Source organism: Paenibacillus sp. FSL k6-2145, from assembly GCF_037976585.1.
GTDB lineage: Bacteria > Bacillota > Bacilli > Paenibacillales > Paenibacillaceae > Paenibacillus.
Window position 1 is genome coordinate 800,845 of the sequence record NZ_CP150267.1, and the last position, 20,575, is coordinate 821,419.

Below are 20,575 nucleotides of genomic sequence, written 5' to 3' on the forward strand. Positions count from 1 at the left end.
CCTATAGGTATAAGCAGTGAAACATTGGGTTTACAGGCTATACAACATGGAAAACGATTAAGCAAGGGCAAGAATCACACTCATGGAAAAGAGGTTATTGTTCATGTTTGAGGAGTTAAATGCATTTGCAGCGGTCGTGGAGCAGTCCAGCCTGAACCGTGCATCCAAGTTACTGAACTTGTCCCAACCCGCACTCTCACGCAAAATTGCCAAATTGGAGGATGAACTTGGGGTTGCCCTATTTCACCGCCGTGGCAAACGGCTGGAGTTAACCAGTGTGGGCCAGTTCGCCTATACCTTCGCGGTAGAACAGAAGCAGCAGCAGCAGAAGTTCCTCACCATGCTTGCCCAGTATAAAGACGAAGAACAAAGCACCATTACACTCGGAGCCAGTCTGACGACGCTTCAAACTACATTACCACCTCTCGTCAATGCCTTTATGGAGAAACATCCAAATGCCGAACTGAAACTGTTGACGGGTAAAACACATGAGATTGTCTCGTTTGTGCGTGACAAAAAAGCCGATGTGGGCATTGTCGCCTCCTCCATCAGCGAAGTGGGGCTTAACTGTGTGCCGCTCTTTGACGATCACCTGGAACTGGTTGTGCCGCTTACACACCCCTTATCCGGTAAGGAAGCCGGGATGGAGCATTTGCAGGATCTGCCGATGATCACGTTCTCCAAAGGCACCTGGTACCGCAAATTAACGGACGACCTCTTCCAGCGCTGTGCCGTGATGCCGGATATTCGCATGGAAATTGACTCCTTTGAAGCGATTATCCGACTTCTGCCTTCCGCCAAAGCTGCTGCTCTATTGCCCAAGTCATATCTTCGTCCACAATTGCTCGCGGACAATGATCTTGTTTCTGTTCATTTGCCTCAACTACAGCAGACCCGCAGAACAACCTGCATGATCTATGGGGAAAAAGAGGACCTCAGCGAGACCTCCAGACAATGGGTCAAGGAGACGGCTGCGCTCTTTACAGCAAAGGCGCCATTGCCCTCAAGGAGGACTACGACGCCTTAGCTTTGATCTGAATCAGCCAGGCTCTAACGCCTGGCCTCCCATATTTAACTCATCTTAATTATCAGCTCTCTTGGCTGATAACCTCTTCTTCAAATCGGTCGATATCAGCATTATTACCAATAATGACCATGATATCCCCCATCTGAAGCGAGTCCAGTGCTGTCGGAGCAATAATGACCCCGGCTTCTTTCTGTAACGCCACAATGCTGCAACCAAAGCGTACACGTGCATTCAGGGTCGAAAGGGTTTTGTTGTGCAGACAGGCGGGAACCTTCATCTCGACAATACTGTAATCATTGGATAATTCAATGTAATCCAGCAAGTTCGGGGTAACCAGCTGGTGGGCAACCCGAATGCCCATATCCCGCTCAGGATAAACGACACGATCAATCCCCAGTTTATCCAATGCTCGTCCGTGAAGGACGGATATGGCCTTGGCCACGACCGTCTTGACGCCCAGCTCTTTTAACAGAATCGCGGTGAGAATGCTCGTCTGAATATCATCCCCGATGGCTACGATACCACAATCAAAATTGCGAATACCCAGAGAGCGCAACACTTCCTCATCTGTGGCATCGGCTACAACGGCATGGGTGACCAATTCACTCATGTCTTCGACGACTTCTTCATTTTTATCGATCCCGAGCACCTCGTAGCCGAGTTCCATTAATTCCTGTGCCAGACTGGAGCCAAACCGCCCAAGCCCAATCACCGCAAACTGCTGTGTTTTCATTGTTCTTCACGAACCCCTTATCCAAATCATTTTCATAACTCACTAAAAATTGATTTATCCAATAATCATTTTGCCTTCCGGATACCTGTATAACTCTTTACCCTTTTTCTGCCCAAGTGCATACGCTAATGTGATCGGTCCAAGCCTTCCTGCAAACATCGTAAAACAGATCAGGAGCTTGCCCAATGTAGTCAACTTCAGCGTTAGTCCAAGCGATAATCCCACGGTACCAAAGGCTGATGTCGTTTCAAATAAGATCATCATAAAACTGGCGTCTTCTGTGGTACTCAGTGCCATCGTTACAGCTATGATGAACAAGAGCGCCAGCAATGTAATAGTAAGCGCCTTGAAAATCCGTTCCTGTACGAGCCGGTAGCGGAAAAATACGATATCTTCACGTCCACGCATCATGGCGATGACCGCGCCAGCCATAATCATAAATGTCGTTGTTTTGATCCCGCCTCCCGTAGAACCTGGCGAAGCACCAATGAACATCAGAATGATCATAAAGAACTGTGTTGCCTGTCTCAGCCCGGCAATATCTACCGTATTGGCTCCTGCCGTTCGCGGCGTAACGGACTGGAAGAATGAACCGAGAATTTTGCCACCCCAGTTCAGGCCACCCAGTGTCCGCGGATTGCTAAATTCAAATACGAAAATGACAAGTGCACCAAACACAATCAACAATCCAGTCATTAACAGTACAACTTTGGAGTGCAAAGACAGCTTCCGCGTTTTGCGGTAATCCACCAGGTCTGACAACACCACAAAACCGATACCGCCAGAGACAATCAGGAACATCGCTGTAAAATTAACCAATGGGTCATACACATAACCGGTCAGACTGCGGAAATCGCCAAACATATCAAAGCCCGCATTGTTGAACATGGAGATCGCATGCCAATAGCCATAATAAATCGCCTGTCCGACTGGCATGTCGAACGACCAGCGGATGGCAAACAGTGTGCCACATATGCCTTCGATAATGAGTGAGTAGATCACAACTTTACGAATCAGCCGGACGATTCCCTCCATCGTGCTCTGGTTCATCGCTTCCTGTAGAATCAACCGCTCTCTAAGCGAAATCCGCCGTTTGAACGCAATGGCAACCAATGTGGACATTGTCATGAAGCCCAGTCCGCCAATCTGAATCAGAATTGCAATTACAACCTGACCCAGCACCGAGAAATGAGTCCCTGTATCAACGACAACCAAACCAGTGACACAAACAGCCGAAGTTGCTGTAAAGAGCGCATCAATAAATGCAAGACTGTCTCCGTTACGGCTGGATGCCGGAAGCATTAATAGCAGTGTGCCTACCAATATGATGCCAGCAAACCCTAACACAAGAATACGGGGTGGCGATAATCGCATCCATTGAACATTCAGTTTCACTTGAGTATCTTCCACCTCTTCTAAAATGAAAATAACTCCACACCCGTGGAGCCTTCTTCATTTGAAATGCTGTTGCCAAACGTTAAACAAGTATGATTCAGATTAAAACGACATATATAATGAAGTTGGAATATATTCTATTCGTTCCCTTGTTGGGCGAAAGACATGCGAATCATTGCACATTTGCTTCAAAATTATAAGCGCTGCGACGTTTGTAGACAAAACGTTTTTTGTGTAAATAGCATCGAATTCAGCCAAAAAGGGAAGAACTCAGATATAGCGACGGATAGATCAGATTCTTTCGGTGCTTTTCATTCATTTTCAAGGATTTACACCTGTTTTCGTTACATCATTGGCATTCGGTGCTTGGCCTGTGCTATGTTAACTTTAATATCCATATTAGTGCGTGTTCAAAAAGGGCGGTTTTCAGTACCAAGAAGATGGGATGAAGCTAGAAACTTTTTGAACTACCTCTATCAATAAAGGAGGAACACCATTACATGAATCCCTTAGGGCAGCCTTTGCAACTCAAGGCTAACTTCAAGCGGCTGGGGTTGCTTGCGGCGATTGGCCTGATTCTATTTTTTGTATTTCAGATCTTTCCAGCTACCTCATCACAAACGACAGAAATTTCGTCCACGTCCTTCATAACCAAGGAGCAGGCGACACAATCCGCACGATCATTCGCAGCTTCTGTGAATGACTATTCACTGCCAAATGATGATGCAAAAACCCTGGTAACCTACCAGACACATTCCGATATCTACGGGTATATGGCCAAAACCAAACAACTTGATACCTATAACCAGAAATGGGAAACAAGCTATCCTTACGATGTATTCCGCGTTCGTTTGCCTGATCAACACAAAGGCGGTTATCTTAATGTTGACGTACATATGAAAACAGGAAAAGTGGTCGGCTTCAAACGGGAACTGCCTTCCTCCCTCTATACCGCCATTGAGGCGGAGCAGGTTAGTGGACGAGTGACCACATCGCAAGTACTTGCTGAAGGCAATATATCTCTGGACGAGAAACAACAGCTCGCGGCTGGCGTTCTCACCGAATTCGGTTATGAAGTACCGGCACTTCAACTGGAGACTCGAGATGGTGAAGCGGGACTGAAGTATGTGGATTCTGAAAAAGCCATTGGAGACTCCAAGCTTGAACTGAACTTTACGTTTGAAGAGGGGGCGGTACGATCCTTCGATCCTGGCTTCTCGGTCCCGGAATCCCATACCGACTATGTGAAAGATCAAACACGTCAGGCCAATTGGATGACCTATGGCGGCTATGCATTCCTGACCTTTGTACTGGGCGTGCTGGCAATCATCTATAGCATTCTGACCCGAGCACATACGTCTTTCAAACGCGGGATTATTCTCTCGCTGGTGTATTTCGCAGCTTCGGTAATTGGTACACTGAACATGATTCCACTCTTTCAGGCACAAGGGCTCTCCAATTTCATGTTAGCATTCCTGATGTTAATGCAGGCAGGTATTACACTGGTCATGAGTGCAACCATCTATCTGTCCCTCGTTGCCGGTGACGGCATGTGGCGTAAAATAGGTCTGAACCCATGGCCTCGTGCCAAAGAACCCGGATATGGAAAATATGTACTTCACAGTATGTATGCTGGTTACCTGTGGGCATTCATTCTACTGGGTGTGCAATCCATCCTGTTCTTCATTCTGGAGCGAAGCATCGGCACATGGTCAACAACGTCAGCAGATCAATCTACATTTAATATGACCTATGCCTGGCTCTTCCCGATCATGGCCTGGATGGCCGGTATTGGTGAAGAAACTGTTTATCGACTGTTCGGCATTCGCATGATGCAAAAGATTGTGCGTAACACGTTTATTGCCTGTCTGATCCCAACCATCATTTGGGCACTTGGACACACTTTGTATCCGATCTATCCAGTAATCACCCGTCCCATTGAGCTGATGGTGATTGGATTGCTGTTCAGTCTGATCATGCTGCGTCACGGCTTTATTGCCGTTGTATTCGCACATGTGATCTTCGACAGCTTGCTGATGGGACTCAGCTTGGTCTTTATGGGCGATGCCCTGAATATGGCTGCTGGACTCTTCTGGATTGTACTCCCGGCCATCGTTGGATATGTGGTCTACAAATTCAATCCAAAACAAAAAGAGAAGCCGTATATTACGACTCCTCATCACGAAGTGCTGCAATAATCTGATTTGCCAGTTTGTCACCAATAGATAGAGGCCGGAAGTCTTCGACGCTGGCCTCTTTTATTTTGCGCAAAGAGCCAAAATGCTTCAACAGCAGCTTACGCCGCTTCTCTCCAATACCCGGAATGGCATCCAAACGTGATGTCACCATCGATTTGCCACGCTGTTCCCGGTGGAACGAGATCGCAAAACGGTGGACCTCTTCCTGTATCCGCTGCAACAGGTAGAATTCCTGACTATCCCGAGGCAGGGAGATGACTTCCGGTGGATTACCGATCATCAACTGTGAAGTCTTATGCTTCGCATCCTTCACCAGACCACATACCGGAATAAACAGCCCCAGCTCATTTTCCAAAATATCGACCGCAGCCGAGATCTGTCCTTTACCACCATCGACCACAATCAGGTCAGGCTGGGTCAGGTTTTCTTTTAATACCCGCTCGTAACGGCGACGGATGACTTCTCGCATGGTTTCATAATCATCGGGTCCTTCAACCGAACGGACCTTGTACTTCCGATATTCCTTCTTATCCGGTTTACCATCCGTAAATACAATCATGGCAGATACCGGGTTCGTACCCTGGATGTTCGAGTTATCAAACGCTTCAATACGGTGAAGCTGATCCAGTCCAATAAAACGTCCCAGTCCTTCAGCAGCTTTGGATGTCCGTTCTTCATTTCGCTCAATCAGGCGGAACTTCTCTTCCAGTGCTACACGTGCATTATCCACAGCCATGGTGATCATCTGGCGTTTCAATCCACGTTGCGGGATGAGCACTTTGATCTCCAACCACTCCTGTAAAGCAGCAGCAACCTGAGTTGGGTCTTCCAGTCCAGCTGGAAGCTTTTCAGTTGAATCAGTTGTATCCATTATTGGAGCATCCTCTTGCATACTGTCAGGTTGTTCACCTTCTGCCTCAGTGGAACCTCCGTAAGCTGCACGAGTCTCAGCAACCAGTGGCTGGGAAGCGTTACTATGCTCCACTTGTCCCGTCTGCTCAAACTCAACCGTAACTGCGGCAGGTACCGATCCATCAGCATCAGAACCCGTATCCAAATTGTCGTTATCCGTTGCAAGATCCTTGGGCATTTCCGGCAACAAAATCTCTTGTGGCAATGCCGGATTATCACTGTAGTACTGTGTTACGTAAGACATGAAATCACTGTACGCCTCACCGTAAAACGGGAAGGTTGATACATGACGTTCAATCATTTTACCCTGACGCATATATAGAATCTGGACACACATCCAGCCTTTATCAATGGCAAAACCAAATACATCACGGTCTCTGGCATCGGCCATCGTAATTTTCTGTTTTTCCATCATCGCATCGATGGCGATTACCTGGTCGCGCAGTTCCTTGGCACGTTCAAAATAAAGATCCTCCGCAGCCTCTTGCATCTTACGCTGCAAATCCTTTTTGATCTCTTCGTGACCACCGCTCAGAAATGAACCAATCTCTTGGGAAATCTGGTCGTACTGCTCCTTCTCCACTTCCTTCACACAAGGGGCAAGACACTGTCCCATGTGATAGTACAGGCACACTTCTTTGGGCATTACACCACATTTGCGCAGTGGATACATGCGGTCGAGCAGTTTTTTTGTTTGATGTGCCGCATATGAGTTCGGATAAGGTCCGAAATATTTGGCTTTATCTTTCAGCACACGCCGGGTTACTTCCAACCGGGGGTGCTTTTCATTGGTAATTTTAAGATACGGGAATGTCTTGTCATCTTTGAGCAACACGTTATAACGCGGCATATGTTTCTTGATCAAGTTACATTCCAGAATGAGTGCTTCCATGTTACTGCCCGTCACAATATATTCGAAATCACGGATTTCGGACACCAGACGCTGGGTCTTTCCGTTATGACTGCCGATAAAATAAGAGCGTACGCGGTTCTTCAGCACTTTGGCCTTACCTACATAGATAATCGTACCTTCACTGTTCTTCATCAGGTAACATCCAGACATGTCTGGCAGCAAAGCGAGCTTGTGGCGAATCTGCTCCAATGCCTTTTCCTGATCCTGCAAATCATTCATGAATTGATCCATAATTCGGTGAATCCTCCTTCCCGAAAAAGCTGAAATCCTCACCTTACATGAGTGACTCCGATGACAGAATGATCTTTCGATCGCTGTTATCCCCAGATTTTTTCGATTCCCTTTTTTAAAAGGGAAAATCCGGTGATAAAGGCGAACGCTTCGCTTCTACAGTTCATTTCTGTCTTCTTCGTTAAACATGTAAATTTCCAGTTTCATTTTATAAAAAATATATACTTTATATTGTCCTATATAAAGGTATTCGACGCAAAACGCCCCCGGCATGTAAACCGGAGGCGTATGTGTAAGCCTGTAAATTATTGGTGTTTTGCGATAATTCCTTTGAGCGCATCTTTCGAGTTCAGACCAACCACTTTATCTACCGGTTGACCGTCTTTGAAGAAGATCAAAGTTGGAATGCTCATTACGCCAAAGCGGGAAGCAGATTCCGGATTTTCATCCACGTTAACTTTAGCAATTTTCACTGCATCGCCAACTTCTGTGGACAGCTCTTCCAGGATTGGAGCGAGCATTTTACAAGGACCACACCAAGGCGCCCAGAAATCAACAAGAACCGTTCCTTCGCCTTCTACTTCAGCGTTGAAGGATTGATCGGATACGTTAACAATAGCCATGAAATTGTCCTCCTTATATATACTTACGGTTTATTTTAACCTGTAACGTCGTGAACGACACTTCCAGTATAACACAGGTACGTCAAACTTGTGAATTGAACGCTGCAATGTTCATCTTCCCAACATCAAATCTTCACAATTACAGGATGTGGCATACCAACTTCAAAATCTTTACAAACGCTTTCTTTTCCAAGTATACTAAAATTACTCCGGGTTTCAGCCCCCATACGGGCAAGCTGTATTCCCCATAAGGAGGCAATAACATGGATGCAAATGTGCGGATCAGCGACCCGCGTGAACATGTGAACGAGGAACCCCGCAACGATCTGTTTGATCTGATCGTGGGTGTTGCCGGCATGGCCGGCCTGATGACAGTGATCTTTTTCGGTATGGTTATCTTCAAATTCATCACCGAATAGGATACTCACAGGTCTCACGCAGGACCAGAAAAGCCCGGTTTTCGCGACAATGCGAAAGCCAGGCTTTTTTTGGGACTACTTATTGCTTAAAAAGTATAATTTGTAGATCAGACCCATAAACTAACCGATTAACGTTTGCCGCGCTGATTCTCACCCCGAACGGAGATGACATCCACGAATGGACGAATCCGGTCCATGAGACGCTGGCCTTTATTTGATTCCTCGCCGTCCCGATTGGTGAAGCTCAGATGTTTTTCAAGCCCATCCAGATTGTAATTGGACGTATAGAAGGTTGGTTTGCGATTCATCCGATAGTTCAGAATGGACCCCATCACATGATCCCGAACCCAAGGGTTCAGATTCTCTGCCCCGATATCATCAAAGATGAGCAGATCACAACTTTTCAAAATATCCGTCATTTCCTTCAGCTTCTGCCCTTCACTGATCATGGATTTCAGATCCTCCACAAAGTCAGGCATATAGATAATGACACCCGTGTGGCCTGCAACCGCCAGTTCATGCAGCAGATAACACATCAGGAACGTCTTGCCTGTCCCGAAAGTTCCTTCCAGAAACAGTCCTTGCGGAGATAATCCATTCTCCTTGGTCTCCCTAATATAACGAAGCACCTGATTCACTGCTGGAGCACGCATCCGATCCTTGCCCATGATCTCCACGTCGTTGTATCCGGCACTGAGCGCACGCTCGTCCACATAGAAACTGCGAATACGTTGCTTAATAATATGTTCATTTTGCCGGGCGATATGTTTGGAACAAGGCGCTTTTATATCTATGATTTCGGGTTTACCGTTAAAATGTTCTACTTCCAGTTTGCAAAAGTGGCCCTGAAAATCGTTAGGACAGTTGTCGAGTCCCGGACAATTCGCACAGTTCTTAGAGTCTTTGGCGTACTGAAACAGCTTGCTCAGATCGGTCATGAGCTGTGCATCTTGCAGTTCAGGATGACCTGCGCGGAATTCGCGTACGTACGGGTTTTCCATCAAATCCGCCGCAATCCGCCGCGATTGCTCACGAAAGGCAGGGTTCAGCTGCTGAAGCAGTCCTCCCAAGGATTCCATGGCTTCAAGCCCCCTTAATGTTTCAATATAGAATGAACAATGAAGTGTACCTGCGACCATCTTGATGGCATAGGTACTTTCGATCATTAGCAATTCTACTGTTCATTCTATAGAAAAACAACCAATAACTCAACAGATACATCTGGTAAATAGCGTAACCCTTCCGCCACCGTACGTAATGTCTAGTGTATAGTACACTTCCAGTCCTGTACCTTTTAGCGTGTGTTCAAAAGTCTGTTTTTCAACTCTTTAAACAACTTTTATCAGCGGCGCAAGCCGACAGTAACGATCTCGCATGAACCTGTCTGTATGTTCCATTCCTTGCTGGCAAATGATAATGTCGACGCCTCTTCTATGTTGTGGGCATGAAACATCTCGCCCTCTTCCTCTAGGATGTTGCTCTTGTATGCCGTTTCGAATGGCTGTGGATTCGCCTGTGATGCAGCAAGATTCAACGTGGCAGAGTCAGTGGTCATATTGAACCAGCGGAGCATCACATCGCCGGAATCTTCATTCACCTTGAGTGATGAAAACGCCAAGCCGTCCCCTTGCCATGCTAACGGTGTGTTACTAGGTGTCAGATAACCTGTGTGTACTTCGGTTTGTGCCAGCGTCCAAGGAACCTGGAACTGATACGCCTCGATATATGCACCTGACGCTGCACCATTTCCATCATGCGGAATGATCTCGATTTTAAACGTATGTTCACCAAGGCATTGTGCTTCAGGTGTCGGGAACAAGCCCCAGTCTCCAAGTTCGCCCACCGCACGAAGCAGCGTTACGGCGATGGTATTGCGGCCATCCTGAAGGACTTCATATTCATTCAGTCCCAGATTGGCAACGACCAATCCTGCGTTTTGTTCACTTACATCAACAAAACTCTGTTGATGCTGTGTATTGCTTGGATTTTGCCACTCCGGTGCAGGTGTGTTATCACGTGTTGCAATTTCGAACATGGAATCCACATGATGAACAGCAGATACAAGATCCGTTGGGAAAAGAGCACGCATCCGATGATCCTTCGCCTGATTGTTGAAGGTTGTCTCCATTTGCACTCCTTTTCCACTACGACTAAGCGATATAACAGTACGGATCTGAAGTGGAATCATTTTAGTTGAACGCTGGGCTTTGCGATGTGGATAATAAATCAGTTCTCGCTGTTCCTGATCCAGCATCTCATCCGCCGACTCCGGTATTTCCCAATGATGAATCACTTCGAACGAGGCCAAATATGATGTATCCTCAAGGATTCGAATCTCAGCCTGAAGTGCTTCAGTTGTCCGAGCCACTTCGTTCTCTGGCTGCTTGAACATGTATTCATTGCCGATATCACCCACATTTTCGTACACGCCAAGGTCCTTGTAAGTCCGGCCTGTCCGTTTATCCGTGAGGGTGAATGAACCATTGTCTGCAATCGTGACAATCAAATGTTGATTTTCCATGCCACGTTCACCACGCAACAGCGTAGTCGTTTTCGACGGAGTACCACGCTTAGCATCATCCGCAAAGTTGATCAATGCATAGGTTTTCAGGCCAAATGCAGCTACATTTTCTGTTTCAAAACGAATACGTACTCGCCGACAGCTATACGGCTGACGGAAGCGATCATCTGGCAGATCATAGCCAAATTGCAGACCCAGATCCTCCACCCTACATGGAATGTGGTTACCATCTTCATCTACAAGTATGCGATCTGACAGGTCAACGGCTTTCATCTGTGCCGCCATCTCTTCCAATGTATATCCATCCCGGAAATACAACCGAGCCGCATCCAGTTCCATCTGAACTACACCCCTTCGTTCCCAACCCGTTGTATTAAACACCACAACAGGCCGAGCCCCCTCACCGTAACGCTCAAATATGGAGGTATCCACGGCTGTAGCAATCTGGCTGGTGCTCTCTTCAATTAGAGCCTCTGCAACATGACGGCTCTTATCAAACCGTGTCACCATCTCGCGGTGCACCTCATCCACACTGCATCCACAGATGCTGTCATGCGGGTGATTCTGCATAAGCGTTTTCCAGGCATACGTCAGTTGGTCATGTGGATAGGCATGCCCAAGCAGATAGGCATAGGTTGCCAGGGGTTCAGCCACCTTTTCCAGCATGGTCTGGCCCAGCTGGTTCATCTGTTTCAGATACACACGAGCCGAGGCGGTGTTCACCAGGGTTCCCCAGCCATCGGTACGTTGGCTGCGCAGTTCGCCTTTGACCGTGGAAAGTTCATGTTCAGCCGATGCTCTTAGGGCGGTCAGATAGTCTGGGAAGTTCGAGTGAACAAAATCGATATCGGGATGTAATTGCTCAGCCATGCGAATCGCTTCTGGCAGGTCTCGCTGAATCGGTTGGTGATCACATCCGTTCATGTACAACAACTCATTCGTTGATGCATATTTCTCAGCGTCTGCAAGCTTGGTTTCCCAGAACTTGCGGGCCGATTCCTCGTCTACTGGAACTTCATTTCCGTTGGAGTACCAGTTGGCAAACAATACGCCGAGCACTTTTGATCCGTCTGGTCCTTCCCACATCAGCTCCGAGAAGCTTGATTCATATCCGGCATCCGAGACCGTATTATTGAAGCCTGTCGGCTTCACACCACGTCCAAAAAACACATTATCTATGCCCGATTGCTGCATCAGCTGCGGAGTCTGTCCAACCAATCCAAATGTATCGGGAAAATAACCAATTTTCGAAGGTGTTCCGTAACGTTTGGCGTCCTTATGTCCAACCTGCATGTTGCGCACATTGGCTTCTCCACTCGTCAGAAACGCATCCTGCAAGATGTACCATGGTCCAATCACAATCCGTCCATTGCGGATATGCTTCTCCAGTCGTTCCTTCTGCTCAGGGCGAACCTGAAGATAGTCATCGATGATAATCGTTTGTCCATCCAAATAAAAGCTTTTGTAATCTGATCCTTCATCCAGCTGATCTAATAGTGAATCCACAAGCTGAATGAGTCGCATATGATGCTTCTCATACGGCAAGTACCATTCCCGATCCCAGTGGGTATGCGAAATAATATGTGCTCTCTTTTTCTTGGTCATCGTGTGATCCCACCTCTTTCATCTTGTTGTACAATCTCAACCTCATCAGGGCGATACACCGCAGTCAGCTTTCCGGAAGCATCTGTCGCAAACAGCACCGAACGATTTTTCTCCAATTGGAACGAGTACGATACACCTGTACGTTGATCTCTCACATGAACTTCATGGTTCAAGGCAAACTCCGATACAAATACATACAGATTCCCTTTTGGAAAACTCAGCTTCCGGCCATAGATCCCTGCGATATCTCCGCCAGATATCCATTCCAGCTCCTGTTCGACGCCAGCAATTTCAGTGGCATAACGGTACAATTCAGCAAGTGGTTCATCCCGTCCGTTTAACTCGAGCGGCAGTGGAGTCCAGATTAATTTCCCTTTGCCCAAAGGCAGAACGTGTACTTCATCTGGTGTACCATTATCCCTGTGAAGCGATGTCTCCTTCGCCACCTCGGCGATCCGACGCTGTCCATAGGTCACCCGGTGATTCACTCCATTAATATTCAGCAGTTCTTCCCGCTGCACGTTACCCAGACTGCGTTGGCCTACGAGATGATCTGCCCGGTCAGTTGCCTTCCAGTACGCATCCAGCCCCAGCGGCCCTGTAATGAGCAAGCTAGTGCCTTCCTTCTCTGCAAACGTGAGCAATTGATGCAGTGCATCGCTGTCCATATTGTGCGGACTCGGCACGATAATCAGTTTCGGTGGCTGCTGCTCCAACGCTTCCAGATGATATTCGGATAACGCACGGAAAGGTAGTTTCAGATCATAGGACATCACGCGAGTAAGCTTTGTTGTGGCATCATATGCCAGGGCACGGTTGGAGAAGTCATTGGAATACGGGAACACCACTGCAATATCCTCCAGCTCACGGTCTTCAAAGAGATCACGAATGCCATGCATGAATCGGCCAAAATCATAAGATACATCCGCCTCCGGTTTCTCCGTACCATCTGCACGCAGGGCTCCGATATGAGACTCATTGGCATTATCCATATAAAAGTTGGTGTTCCAGATCCATTGCACCGCTCCTGCGCCACCTGTCGAGAAAGCATAGGCATACTTGCGTTCGAGAATGCCACGAAGCTCTTCTTCCGTACGTTTAGCTCGTCCATCCGGGGTTTCCACATACATGATGCCCGTCTCCTGAATGAGATTTGGCTTATGAGGCGTTTTGGCGAAAATGCCGTCCCAGATCAGATCATCGTTTAACCACCAGGAATGCACCGTTGTATAATCCACTTCACGTTCATAGAAGAACGGCGAAGGACGCTGTGCACCAAGGGCTTCGTCCTGTCCCACAGTGACCAGATGATCCGGTACCAGGTCCTTGATCGTACCTACGAGCTCTCTTGCCCAAACATTGTGCATCTCCATAGAGAAGAGACAATAGTCGAGCCAGCGTGTTCCTTTCTTGGCCTTGTGCATGTCCTGTACATCAAAATTAATCTCTTCCGGCTCAGGAATGACCGTAGCTGCAAAGTTGGGAAGCTGCTTCGGTGACATGTTCCATGCCTCCTGCAACGCTTCAATCGTCTGATGCCGCTGCTCAAGCCAAGCGATATAAGCCTGCTGTTCATACGAATCCCTCGCGGAGCGTGGGCCAGCTGAGAAGATACGTACTGGATCAAACATCGATGGCTCGTTAATCAGATCCCAGTCCACTTGTGTTGTATGCGTGTGACGACTGACGATGCTGCGGATGAAACGTTTCTGTGCTTCGACACTCTGCGGGTCCAAATACGGATTCGTGCCTTCCCATGTTTCTGGTGTAAAGGAGAAGAAAGTGAACGTGACCTGTAAGCCGTGGCGTTTCGCCGTTAAAATAAATGCATCAATGGCACGAAGCACATCCTCTGCCATATGTCCGTCCACCTGCATCATGTTGCGATAGGCGGTCCAGATTCCTGTCCGAATCCAGTTGATTCCTGCTTTTGCCATCTGGGCCATGTCTCGATCCCAAACATCCGCATTCGGCAGAAACAGAAATTTCCGTGCCACATCGGAGGTCATGTAGGTCATGCCCACAACGGGCAGAGGACGTCCGTCTTTTACAAAATAGTCCCTGCTGCGCGTAATCACTTCCCCTTCTGCCAGCAATGCTGCATCTTGTCCCCAGAAGCCTTGACGCAAGGTCCGAACTTCCCCGTCAGGTGCATGCGCATGGCATACGATCCGATACAGCCCACTTTCAATGGAAACCGGGAGAAGTATACGTTCGAAACGCTGCTCACCGGAAAGTTCCATCTCCAGTTGATGGCTCCATACCTTCTCCGTCGTTCCACTTATGCGATCCTCATGCTCGACCGTTATGTCAAACGTCCACAGCTCGGACTCGGTACGCCTGTTCCCTGCTCGCTGTAAAATCTGGCCTTGAAGTGTGAGTGCGGCCCGTTCATCTGGCTCATACGAAGCATAATTCGTTTTCAGGGATAACTCCGTTACACCTTGCGCACAGAATTGCGCCCACTTCACAATCTCGTCAGCACCATCCTGCGTCCAGAACGAGGTGGTCAGCGGCAGATGTACAAATATCCAGCGTGAACCGCTAAATGTACTCCGGGAATTCTCCCACAGAACGACCGGAGCGGCGATGCTGCGTCCATCCTTGCTCATGCCACGAAGTAATGGATAAATTTGCGTACTCATGGGACCGGATGAACCCATCTGGTGGGGCAGATCACTTGTTTTGGTTGTATGTGGAACCAGATTCCATGTATCTGCCTTCTCAAACAGTCCTTCTTTCCCAGTGAGAAGCGGGATCTGTTCGGATGAAGTGTACGATTGCACATTGGCAGAAGATACGTTCAGTGCCTCATGAATATAGAGTTCCTGATGATACGCAGTCTGCTCGGACTCTACGACCCATGCCTCATTCTCATATCGAACCGGACGTTTAAAGGGTGCGCCCCCCACACTGATCAAGCTTCCGCCCTGATGCAAGTAAGCTGCAATCTCCGTCCAGGCGGACTTTGGGAAATAGGGGGCATGTAAATTGACCAGACATCCTGCACCTGCTGTGGTCTTCAAAGTCTCTGCGAGTTCTTCAGCGTTTACAACGGTGATCTCTTTGACCACTTTCCATGTATTCAGAGCCTGCTCCGTTGGAAAAGTACCCTCCAATGGAAACGTAGAGTCAGCGAAGATAATCAGCTTTTTATCATTAGGTTGGATACTCATAACAGGCCATCCTTCATGGATTTATAGACCAACTGGGAGAACAGGCTGTTGGACCATGCAAACCATTTTCTTGTAAAAATCGTTGGATCATCGGCGTGGAAGCCTTCATGCATATACCCGGTATCTGCATCTGTCGCTTCAAGCATGCGAATAATCTCCAGTTTCTCCTCGGCAGACTGCGCAGTCAGACCTTGCATGGACAATCCCATATGCCAGATGTAATCTGGTGGTGTGTGCGGACTTCCGATCCCTTTGGCAACCTTGCCCTCATAATAGAACGGGTTCTCTTTGCTCAGAGCGAAGCGGCGCGTATTCTGGTAGATCGGATCATCCGCTGTGACGTAACCCAGATATGGAATGGACATGAGTCCCGGTGTACCCGCATCGTCCATGAGACAGTGGTTGCCATAACCGTCCGTCTCGTATGCATAGATCGGTCCAAATTCCGGATGACGATAAATCCCGTACAACTGAATACCGTGATCCACGTCCTGCTCCAGATCCTTCAATTCCTGCAAAAGTTCCATATCCCGGAACACCCACTCGGCAAACTCCTGCATTTGGCGCAGAGCTACAACCGCGAACATGTTGCCTGGAATGTTGTAGTGGAAATCACACGCATCATCACTGGAACGGAAGCCGGACCAGATCATACCCGTGTAGTTGACTGGCATACCTTTTCCGTGATTGCGCAGGGAATCTGTTGGGATACCGTTATTGCGAGTGAAGCGATATGGAGATTGTTCCATGTGATGCTGTTCGACTTTAAACAGGTCCACGATTTTACGCATCGCTGCTTTGAAGCTTGAATCGAAAATGTCGGTCAGCTCGGTTTCCTTCCAATATAAATAGGCCAGGCGTACAACAAAACATAATGAGTCAATCTCAAATTTGCGTTCCCACACCCAAGGTGACATCTCGGTTTCGTCCGTGGTGTTCCAGTGCCAGTCGTTGGCCGTCTCATTGAAGGCATTGGCATACGGATCGATGTGAACATACTGGATATGACGTTTGATCAGCCCGCCAATAATGCGTTGCAGATCCTCGTCTTCTTTTGCAAACGGAATGTAATGTACCACCTGCTCCACGGAATCACGCAGCCAGGAAGCCGGAATATCTCCTGTGATCACAAACGTAGTGCCATCCTCCATCAACTTGGTTGTTGTTTCGATGGTATTGGGGAAGCAGTTTTTGAATAATTGAAGCAGCTTCGGTCGGTGAGCCAACTTCTGTTCCGCTTCTTCGAGCACGGCCTGAATGGATTGTGGCAAGGCGACGGGCGGCATTGGTATTTTGGGTAATCTGAACTGTTCCATGGATGAGTGCAACTCCTTAAACAAATTGAATGGTGTAGCTATACAGGATCAAGCTGAGAACATTCACACTAGACCACTACGATGACAGAATAACCTTCCGATCGCTGTTATCCCCAGATTTTTTTGTTTCCCTTTTCTAAAGGGTAAAATCTGGGGATAGCGTATGCTTCCGATGTAGCTTTCTTTCAGAAAGCTTTGAGGCGAACGCTTCGCTTCTTCGAATTCTTTCTGTCCTCTCCGTTATCGTGTAAATGTTTAGTTGAACATGCATAGCTCAAAAATATTTCAAAAAGGTTTACCGCAGTAGCACGGTTTGTATTTGGTAAGGTTTAAAAGATAGTGTAATCTGGCCATGGGTATGGGCCAGTGGTTGGATCGGTTCTTCAAGTGCGTTGGAGTGATAGGCTTGCTCAAACGCATGTGGCCATTGCAATGTGATGTTTTCGCGTTTGCCTGATGATTCATAGAAACGAAGGACTGTTCCGCGCCCATCCTCTGCCATTTTGACCGTATCGAGAATGACATGATTACTATTAAAATTAATCCATGCTCCGGTTGCTGGACGTACAGGTGCCGCATTTGCAGTTGCATCTGTGGTTGAACCGACTTCAGTCCCTCCGCTTTGCTGTACCTGCTCTATCTGCTGCTCTTGTTGTATCTGACCCTTTTGCTGCTCTTGTTGCACCTGCTGTACTGTCACCTCATGATTCAGCTCAGCCGCCTGACGTACGGTGTGTGCAGTTCGCCAGTCTCCGTCGTGTGGGTACAGGGAATAGGTGAATTCATGTTCTCCCAGATCGGCGGTGCGATCAGGCCATTTTGGTGCTCGCAGCAAGGACAAACGAATGGTGCTTCCTTGCACGTCGTACCCATATTTGCAATCATTGAGCAGGCTCACGCCGTATCCATATTCGGAAACATCCGCGAAGCGGTGTCCACAGACTTCATACTGCGCTTGTTCCCAGCTTGTGTTGCGATGTGTTGGACGTTCCAGTGCGCCAAATGGAATCTCGAATGTGGCCTTGGAGGTCACCACATCAATGGGGAAACCAACTTTCAGAAGCTTGTGATCTTCATTCCAGTTCACCTGTGTCTGGAAATCAATTCGCCGTGAGTCATGATAGAAGACGATATCTTGTGTGATTTCCGATTGATGTAGCTTCCAGCGGAAGCGCAGGACATCCTTTGTTGTACCCGCCAGCACCAGCTTTTTCTCCAACAGCTCCACTTCGCCAGCAATCTGTTCTTCATAACGACTGTCGATATCCCATGCATCCCAGAGCGTTGGACGATCGTGGAAGAAGTGAAGCTGATTGCCACGTTCACCCCGCTCCAGCATCTCACGCTCTGCGGTCTTGTCCCACAGACGAGTAATCTCTCCTCGTTCGTTAAACTGCACATGATAAAATGCAGTATCCCATGTATCATTGAAAGTTGGTTTTGAGGCAAGGTTGGCCGTTTCCCGTACATTCGTTTCCCTTGTATTTTCCGGTACCAGCCAAATCGTCTTATATCCAAACGCCGGAATGTCTGTCACGAGAATAGACATACTGCCATCTTCCCGATCCATCCGCAGGCGCTGACCTTTTTCATCGATGCCGTAGCGATCCAAGCCATCCTGCACAGCCAATTGAACGACTGCACTTCGTTTCCAGCCCAAGCTGTTGAATACAACATAGGCTACTGAACCTTCTGGCCCCTCTGTGTTGATACCCGTTGTCAATGCTGAAACGCCTTGATCCAGTCCGGTTCTGCCCAATTCAAATACCTGCACATATTCCTCATTCGAAGTCACGTAGGACTCCGTAATTGCCGAGCCCGGAATAATATCGTGGAATTGATTCAGCAAAATTAATTTCCAGCCGTCATGCAGTGCTGAACGCACTTCAGCTTCGGTATTCGCCTCCATATCTGGCAGAGCGAGTGTGTTCCACAGCTCAGCTTCTCGATACAGAACCTCCGCTTTCCGGTTGTTGCGCTTATTGCGCGCATGTGTCGTGTAGGTTCCCCGATGTAATTCCAGATACAGATCGCCATGCCACTTCGGAAGTACAGGTTGCTCCTTTTCAATTCCGGCAAAGAAAGCTCCAGCTGTGCTATATCGACTTGCGGGCTGTCCAACCATCAGGTCTGCGCGATCCACATACTCCAGCATCTCGCGTGTTACCCCGCCGCCGCCATCTCCGTGTCCGTATAGAAGCATATGCTCCGCATGCGCTGCTTTCTCACGGTAGGACTGCCAGTGATCATGAATGTCCTTCGGCAGCGTGTGCTCGTTCACACCATGATTGAGGTAAGACAGAATTGGTGTTCCATCAATGCCCACCCAGTGGAAGAGATCGTACGGAAACACATTTGTGTCATTCCATCCGAGCTTTGTTGTCATGAAATATTCCACATTGCCATGCTTCAAAATCTGCGGCAGTGAGGCACAGTACCCGAACGTATCTGGTAGCCATTCAATCTGTGATGTCTTGCCAAACTCCTCCATATAGAAACGCTGACCATATAACATCTGGCGAATCAGGGACTCTCCGCTCGGGATGTTCAGATCCGGCTCAACCCACATGCCGCCAACCAGTTCCCAGCGGCCTTCTACAATCCGCTGCTTCACCCGCGCGTACAGCTCGGGATCATGCTCCTTCAGAAACGCATATAGTAAGGGTTGGCTCTGGGAATAAACATAGTCGGGATATTCATTCATGAGTGCATCCACGGTGGAGAAGGTACGGCTCGTTTTGCGTACCGTCTCACGTACAGGCCACAGCCAGGCAATATCAATGTGGGACTGTCCCACCATATGCTCCAGACCTTCTGCGTTGCCGCCAATCTCACGCACATGATGCTTCAGATTATTCTCAATCTGGCGAATACCTTCTCCCTGCTCAATCTCTTCTGCTGACATGCCTACAAATTGATCCATCGCACGATACACCAGTTCTAACAGGCGAACCCGCCGAAAGTCACTTTCCGGTAGCAACACAGCCGAATCACGCACAATAATGACGGTATACATCAGACTACGAACCGCTTCATTTGGTCTGACCAGCAGGCTCGTAATTGATGTAATCGGCGGCTGAATAACCGCCTGTTGATTCAACGGGTCTACAGGTTCAGGTACCGGGTCAAACATCTCAATCTCAAGTTCCGGCGCGTTTCCGACTTTGGATGGATCAAGCGTGACGTAGGTATGATTGCGGTCAAGGCCCTGATAAGAGTGTCCATTTACCCGAAGCAAACCTTCTCCGCCAGTTTCAAATACAAGCCCATAAGGCGCTTGCTGCCATGTAGCAGGGATCTCCAGACGTGTTCTAAAAAAATAAGTCGTTCCCTGTTTGCTCGGAAAACGCCCAAAATCTTGGCCTTCCGGATACTCACCCTGATCCTCATACTGTCCTGGCACATTATAATAAGCGCGGGTAATATCCCAGCTGCGCAGCTGTAATTGCTCCAGCCACTGATGTTCGGACAACTCGCGAATAAATCGTCTGATACGTTCCAAAATC

Annotated in this window: 12 protein-coding genes; 3 read left to right on the forward strand and 9 right to left on the reverse strand. The window is 48.1% G+C overall.

Going from position 1 to position 20,575, the window contains the following annotated elements; genetic code table 11:
• Positions 1-103: 103 nt before the first annotated feature.
• The gene (locus tag NZ043_RS03560) at positions 104-1,027 is read left to right on the forward strand and encodes a LysR family transcriptional regulator (RefSeq protein ID WP_091037825.1); all 924 of its coding nucleotides are present in this window, start codon (positions 104-106) and stop codon (positions 1,025-1,027) included.
• A 61-nt stretch (positions 1,028-1,088) separates the two neighbouring features.
• On the opposite strand, the gene NZ043_RS03565 is transcribed toward NZ043_RS03560, so the two are convergent.
• A complete protein-coding gene (locus NZ043_RS03565) occupies positions 1,089-1,760 on the reverse strand; it encodes a TrkA family potassium uptake protein (RefSeq protein WP_091020848.1) in 672 nt (223 codons plus the stop codon).
• 54 nt (positions 1,761-1,814) lie between these two features.
• Positions 1,815-3,155: a TrkH family potassium uptake protein gene (locus NZ043_RS03570; protein WP_091037827.1), complete on the reverse strand. Its 1,341-nt coding sequence runs from the start codon at positions 3,153-3,155 to the stop codon at positions 1,815-1,817.
• 500 nt (positions 3,156-3,655) lie between these two features.
• On the opposite strand from NZ043_RS03570, the gene NZ043_RS03575 reads away from it, so the two are divergent.
• Positions 3,656-5,353, forward strand: a complete 1,698-nt coding sequence (locus NZ043_RS03575; protein WP_339310687.1) for a type II CAAX endopeptidase family protein — start codon at positions 3,656-3,658, stop codon at positions 5,351-5,353.
• On the opposite strand, the gene uvrC is transcribed toward NZ043_RS03575, so the two are convergent.
• Both uvrC and trxA read right to left on the reverse strand, forming a co-directional pair.
• Complete coding sequence (gene uvrC / locus NZ043_RS03580) at positions 5,322-7,409, reverse strand: excinuclease ABC subunit UvrC (protein ID WP_091037830.1); 2,088 nt, start codon at positions 7,407-7,409, stop codon at positions 5,322-5,324. The genes NZ043_RS03575 and uvrC overlap by 32 nt on opposite strands.
• Positions 7,410-7,714: 305 nt before the next feature.
• Positions 7,715-8,032 (reverse strand): thioredoxin, encoded by a 318-nt coding sequence (gene trxA / locus NZ043_RS03585; protein WP_017692451.1) that lies wholly within the window; start codon positions 8,030-8,032, stop codon positions 7,715-7,717.
• A gap of 263 nt (positions 8,033-8,295) precedes the next feature.
• On the opposite strand from trxA, the gene NZ043_RS03590 reads away from it, so the two are divergent.
• Positions 8,296-8,451 carry a YqzM family protein gene (locus tag NZ043_RS03590; protein WP_091037832.1) on the forward strand — a complete coding sequence of 52 codons (156 nt, stop codon included), beginning with the start codon at positions 8,296-8,298 and terminating at the stop codon, positions 8,449-8,451.
• 128 nt (positions 8,452-8,579) lie between these two features.
• Here the strand turns inward: NZ043_RS03590 and dnaI are convergent, their stop codons facing one another.
• The 5 genes from dnaI to NZ043_RS03615 all read right to left on the reverse strand — a co-directional run bounded on the left by dnaI (position 8,580) and on the right by NZ043_RS03615 (position 20,571).
• Positions 8,580-9,530, reverse strand: a complete 951-nt coding sequence (dnaI, locus tag NZ043_RS03595) for a primosomal protein DnaI (RefSeq protein ID WP_091037835.1) — start codon at positions 9,528-9,530, stop codon at positions 8,580-8,582.
• 263 nt (positions 9,531-9,793) lie between these two features.
• A complete protein-coding gene (locus tag NZ043_RS03600; RefSeq protein ID WP_339310690.1) occupies positions 9,794-12,577 on the reverse strand; it encodes an alpha-mannosidase in 2,784 nt (927 codons plus the stop codon).
• On the reverse strand, positions 12,574-15,753 hold the full coding sequence (locus NZ043_RS03605; RefSeq protein WP_339310692.1) for a beta-galactosidase: 3,180 nt from the start codon (positions 15,751-15,753) through the stop codon (positions 12,574-12,576). The genes NZ043_RS03600 and NZ043_RS03605 overlap by 4 nt, the downstream gene beginning before the upstream one ends.
• Positions 15,750-17,069 carry a glycoside hydrolase family 125 protein gene (locus tag NZ043_RS03610; RefSeq protein ID WP_074096344.1) on the reverse strand — a complete coding sequence of 440 codons (1,320 nt, stop codon included), beginning with the start codon at positions 17,067-17,069 and terminating at the stop codon, positions 15,750-15,752. Before NZ043_RS03610 ends, NZ043_RS03605 begins: the two co-directional genes overlap by 4 nt.
• 295 nt (positions 17,070-17,364) lie before the next feature.
• Complete coding sequence (locus tag NZ043_RS03615) at positions 17,365-20,571, reverse strand: alpha-mannosidase (protein ID WP_339310694.1); 3,207 nt, start codon at positions 20,569-20,571, stop codon at positions 17,365-17,367.
• Between the last annotated feature and the right edge of the window lie 4 nt (positions 20,572-20,575).